Annotated in this window: 4 protein-coding genes and 1 pseudogene; 3 read left to right on the top strand and 2 right to left on the bottom strand. The window is 45.6% G+C overall.

Features of this window, described 5'->3' with window-relative positions; all coding sequences use genetic code 11:
* On the bottom strand, positions 1 to 389 hold a 389-nt coding region (locus tag QTO00_RS15880), incomplete at its 3' end, for an alpha/beta fold hydrolase (protein WP_331425661.1).
* 93 nt (positions 390 to 482) lie between these two features.
* On the opposite strand from QTO00_RS15880, the pseudogene QTO00_RS15875 reads away from it, so the two are divergent.
* Together QTO00_RS15875 and pgm are read left to right on the top strand one after the other, a co-directional pair.
* Positions 483 to 851: pseudogene (locus tag QTO00_RS15875) on the top strand (replication initiation negative regulator SeqA); the annotation flags it as partial.
* A 95-nt stretch (positions 852 to 946) separates the two neighbouring features.
* The gene (gene pgm, locus QTO00_RS15870) at positions 947 to 2,593 is read left to right on the top strand and encodes a phosphoglucomutase (alpha-D-glucose-1,6-bisphosphate-dependent) (protein ID WP_331425660.1); all 1,647 of its coding nucleotides are present in this window, start codon (positions 947 to 949) and stop codon (positions 2,591 to 2,593) included.
* A 246-nt stretch (positions 2,594 to 2,839) separates the two neighbouring features.
* Here the strand turns inward: pgm and QTO00_RS15865 are convergent, their stop codons facing one another.
* Positions 2,840 to 3,589, bottom strand: coding sequence for a DUF1853 family protein (locus QTO00_RS15865; RefSeq protein ID WP_331425659.1), 750 nt, complete (start codon positions 3,587 to 3,589; stop codon positions 2,840 to 2,842).
* A 248-nt stretch (positions 3,590 to 3,837) separates the two neighbouring features.
* On the opposite strand from QTO00_RS15865, the gene QTO00_RS15860 reads away from it, so the two are divergent.
* Positions 3,838 to 4,596, top strand: coding sequence for a Nif3-like dinuclear metal center hexameric protein (locus QTO00_RS15860; RefSeq protein WP_331425658.1), 759 nt, complete (start codon positions 3,838 to 3,840; stop codon positions 4,594 to 4,596).
* Positions 4,597 to 4,917 lie beyond the last annotated feature (321 nt).

Genomic DNA, 4,917 nt, shown 5'->3' with positions numbered 1-4,917 from the left:
GCTTTAAGCCCATTGAACACGTTATCATGTCGGCTTTGGGTGTATTTGACTGGAGCCATGTCTAACACTAACAGTTTATCAACTTGGTCTGGCGCGAGTTCTGCTAGTTTCATTGCTACTTTGCCGCCCATAGAGTGACCAACCACTGTATAGCGATTTAGGTTTAAGTGCTGCAGCAATTGATAGACATCTTGAGCCATCAAGGCGTAGTTGTGTTGATGACTTTGAAATGAGAGACCGTGGTTGCGAAGATCGATACTCAGTACCTGGTGATCTTGTTTAAGATCGCGTGCAAGTAGGCCTAGGTTATCTAAATTACCAAACAATCCATGGATCAATACTATGGTGTGACCCTCACCCTCGAGCTTGTAGTTGAGCAGTTGTGACATTTTTATTTTATTCGTGACAGGTTAACCGTAGAGTCTCTTTAAAGATCTCGCTATAATCCCTCAGAGTTTAAACATAGAGATTGTGAAAAGCGAATGAAAACAATTGAGGTTGATGAGGATCTATACCGTTACATCGCAAGTCAAACCCAGCATATTGGTGAGAGTGCTTCAGATATTCTGCGTCGTTTATTAATGACAGATGGGCAAGCTCCAGCGGCCAAAGTTCATGCTGTGGCGCAACCAAAGGGTGTAGTGGTTAGTAAGGATGCAGTTAAAGACGAAACCGTAGACAGCGTAAAAGAGATGCGTTCACTACTTATCTCTGATGAATTTGCTGGTCTTAAAAAGGCGATCGATCGCTTTATGTTAGTTCTTGCTACTCTGCATCGCATTAACCCGAGTGATTTTTCTGAAGCGACACAAGTAAAGGGACGTAAACGCGTTTACTTTGCTGATAACGAGTTTAGAGAATTTCGATTGAAACCTCATAATGCGTCATTTTGTTAGCGTATTATGAGGTTTTTTTATTTCTAAATTTTTTAAGAAAGGATGTCAAAATGGCGATGCACCCACGAGCCGGACAAAAAGCTCAGCAGCAAGATCTGCATAATATTCCCGCCCTAGTTTCTAACTATTTTCTACTTCAGCCAGACCCATCTAACCCTGACCACAAAGTAGAATTTGGTACGTCTGGTCACCGTGGTAGTGCAGACAAGTCTACTTTCAATGAAAATCACATCCTTGCGATCGCTCAAGCGGTGGCAGAAGTCCGGGCAGAAAAAGGCACAACGGGCCCACTGTTTGTTGGTAAAGATACCCATGCGCTATCTGAGCCAGCGTTTTCAACTGTGGTAGAGGTACTGATTGCCAATGGCGTTAAAGTCATTGCCCAGCGAGACAACGGCTACACGCCAACTCCGGGTGTGTCACATGCGATTTTGACTTACAACCTAAAGCACCAAGACAAAGCGGACGGAATTGTCATTACTCCTTCTCATAATCCACCTCAAGACGGCGGCATTAAATACAACCCAACTCACGGTGGTCCAGCTGAAGGTGAGTTGACGCAAGCGATCCAAGATCGCGCTAATGTACTTATTGCTGAAGGTCTGCAAGGTGTGAAGCGTATGTCGCTTGACGCAGCAAAAGCCTCGGAGCTGTTTGTCGAGTGTGATTTAGTTAAACCTTATATCGATGATCTAGTGAATGTTATCGATATGGAAGCGATTCAAAAAGCCAAGCTTAAGATCGGTGTTGACCCATTAGGTGGTAGTGGTATTGATTACTGGCGTCAAATCGGCGCGGCTTACAACTTAGATCTTACGCTAGTCAGTGAAGCGATCGACCCATCGTTTCAGTTTATGTCTCTGGACAAAGATGGTGTGGTTCGTATGGACTGTTCGTCTCCTTATGCAATGGCGGGTCTGCTTGCTCTTAAAGACGAGTACGATTTAGCATTTGGTAATGACCCAGACTACGACCGTCATGGCATCGTAACGCCGAAAGGTCTTATGAACCCTAACCACTTCTTGGCAGTATGTATTGATTACCTATATCGCCACCGCGAGGGTTGGGGCAAAGATGTTGCCGTTGGAAAAACACTAGTATCAAGCGCCCTTATTGACCGCGTCGTTGCCGACCTTGGCCGCGAGCTATGTGAAGTGCCTGTGGGCTTTAAGTGGTTTGTTGATGGCTTATACGAAGGTAAGTTTGGCTTTGGTGGTGAAGAGTCTGCCGGTGCTTCTTTCCTACGTAAAGATGGTACGCCTTGGTCTACTGATAAAGATGGCATCATCTTATGTCTTCTAGCGGCTGAGATTACCGCTGTAACAGGTAAGAATCCTCAACAGTATTACGAAGAACTAGCAGCGAAACATGGCGCATCTGAATACAACCGTATTCAAGCGGTGGCAAATGGCCCACAAAAAGACGTACTGAAGAAGCTATCTGCTGAAATGGTAACGGCTGAAACGCTAGCTGGCGAAGCGATTACCGCTCGATTGACTCATGCTCCGGGCAATGGTGCTGCAATTGGTGGTCTGAAAGTGACAACTGAAAATGGTTGGTTCGCCGCTCGTCCATCTGGTACAGAAGACATCTACAAGATCTACTGTGAAAGCTTTAAAGGCGCTGAGCATCTAAAGCAAATCGAAGCAGAAGCACAAGAGATTGTTAATCAGGTATTTGCAGACGCTGGTCTTTAATTAACGCGCTTAAGTGAAGCATCAAGGGCTGACCAAGTGTCAGCCCTTTTTAGTTGGTACTCGGGAACGGACTTCGTCCTATGGAGAGCTCGCCCTGCGAGAGAAAGATTTGTCATTCCTTAGACCGAAGAATGAGGGAGTAAGGAATCGCTTTGCTATTGCGTCTGCTATAAGAGATCCCCAACTCACTCGTACCTCACTCTTGAGGATGACGATAAAATAGTTAGGAAACCTTCTGATTAAATATTAACTCGGCCAAGTATCAGGTACGACAAACCAAAATTGGCCACTCTTGGTTTGAGCGTGGACAAATCTTCCATTGGGTTTGTCGATAGGGCTGGCGAACTCTTCTAATCCAATTGCCCACAGTGGTTTTTCTAGTTCATACAGTGGCTCGCCAATTTGCTCCCATTGGCTTTGGTAGCACCAGTATCCGGTTATTTGACTTTGGTTGAGTGACAATCCTAAACAACGCTGCGGAACAGTTTCTGGTGAGAAGGGGTTGATATACAGCCTACCCTGAATCAAGAGTTGTTCTGTAAGGCCGCTGTACTCTGGGTATTGGTTAAGAAACTCTTGTGTTGAACTCATTTTTAGCTGGTGGCTAAGCATGCGGCCAAGCTTTTTATCTAATTGGTCATGGGCGTTTGGTCCGTACCATGTTCCCTGGTGCAGCAAGTAGAACTTAATCGCCACTTCCCAGTGTTCATTTTGTTGAGATTGATGGTTACGCAGGATGAGGTCGATGGCTCCAAGCGTCTGCCCCGATGATGAGTTAATCTGGATCTCTTCTGCTAACAGAGAGTAGCATGAGCTGTTGGTAAGCAGTTTGGTACAAAGGTGCTGATAGAGAAAACCTAGTCTAGGGTTTCCCTGATAGTCATGTTCGGCTAAAGGCGTAATGTCTAATCGTTGAAGTTCAACAAACGGAGGTGTGAGTTGAAACAGTGACGGAGTTTGATGAACCCAATCATAAAAGCGCTGTAAAGTGTCCATCCCTAACCCTGTATTATTTGAACTTCACTATTGTAGCTAGGCTCTGGTAAGGAAGCCATGCTTCGAATACACTTTGCGTAATCAAATATCCCCTTCATTCTTGAAGCTGCAGCTTTGTTAACTGCGACAATTCACCCTAATCATATAGTATATCTATACTCATAGGGCTGAATTGTCTTGTTGCCGCGCTGCAACTCCAATTATTTTGGGTATACAAAAGCAATGCCGACAAATAGATGGACGCTGTTATGAACAATCTACAACTGGAAAAAATCCTTAACGAGAAACTGTCTCCACAATTGATTAAAGATTATGCACCGAACGGTTTGCAGGTCGAAGGCGTTGAGCAGATCGAAAAAGTGGTGACAGGTGTGACTGCGTCACAAGCTCTGATTGATAAAGCGGTAGAGCTTGGTGCTGATGCACTATTAGTTCACCACGGTTATTTTTGGAAAGGCGAACCAGAGCCAATCCGTGGTATGAAAGGCAGGCGCATCCGTACTTTGATTAAGAACGACATCAACCTGTTAGGCTACCATCTTCCGCTCGATATTCACCCAGAGTTGGGTAATAACGCCGAGCTTGCACGCCTGCTTGATATCGAGGTTGAAGGTGGTTTAGAAGGTCACCCGCAATCTGTCGCCATGTTTGGCCGCTTAAAGTTGCCGATGACAGGTAATGAGTTTGCGCAGAAGATCAACCAAGTGCTGAGTCGTGAACCTCTGCATATCGCCCCTGAAAATGCTGACAAAATGATCGAAACCGTCGGCTGGTGTACTGGTGGTGGTCAGGACTTCATTGAGTTGGCAGTTCAACATGGACTGGATGCATTTATTTCGGGTGAGATTTCAGAACGTACTACTTACTCAGCACGAGAGCAGGGCATTCATTATTTCTCAGCCGGTCACCACGCAACAGAACGCTACGGCATTAAAGCACTGGGAGAGTGGCTAGCGAAGGAGCACGGATTAGACGTCGAGTTTATTGATATTGATAATCCGGTGTAGAGAAGGAACGGGCTACGCCCTTCGGGAAAGCGGGAACATGCTACGCCTTTCGAGAACGGACTTCGTCCTAGAGAACGCTGCGCTGCGAGAATGGAGTTCGGGTTAAAGGCTTGTCAGTCCTTAGACCGAAGAATGGGGGAGTAAGGAATCTTTTGGGTTTTGCAGTTGTTAGATGAGATCCCCAACTCACTCGTACCTCGTTCTTGAGGATGACGGAAATAAAACAGAGGGTTGACACTAAGTGCCAACCCTCATTATTACTTTTCGAAACTCGAAACTCGAAACTCGAAACTCGAAACTCGAAACTCGAAACTCGAAACT

The sequence above is a fragment of the Vibrio sp. M260118 genome (assembly GCF_036533755.1).
In the GTDB taxonomy this organism is placed as follows: domain Bacteria; phylum Pseudomonadota; class Gammaproteobacteria; order Enterobacterales; family Vibrionaceae; genus Vibrio.
The sequence above is the reverse complement of the archived record's forward strand: the minus strand, read 5'-3'. Positions and strand labels throughout refer to the sequence as shown.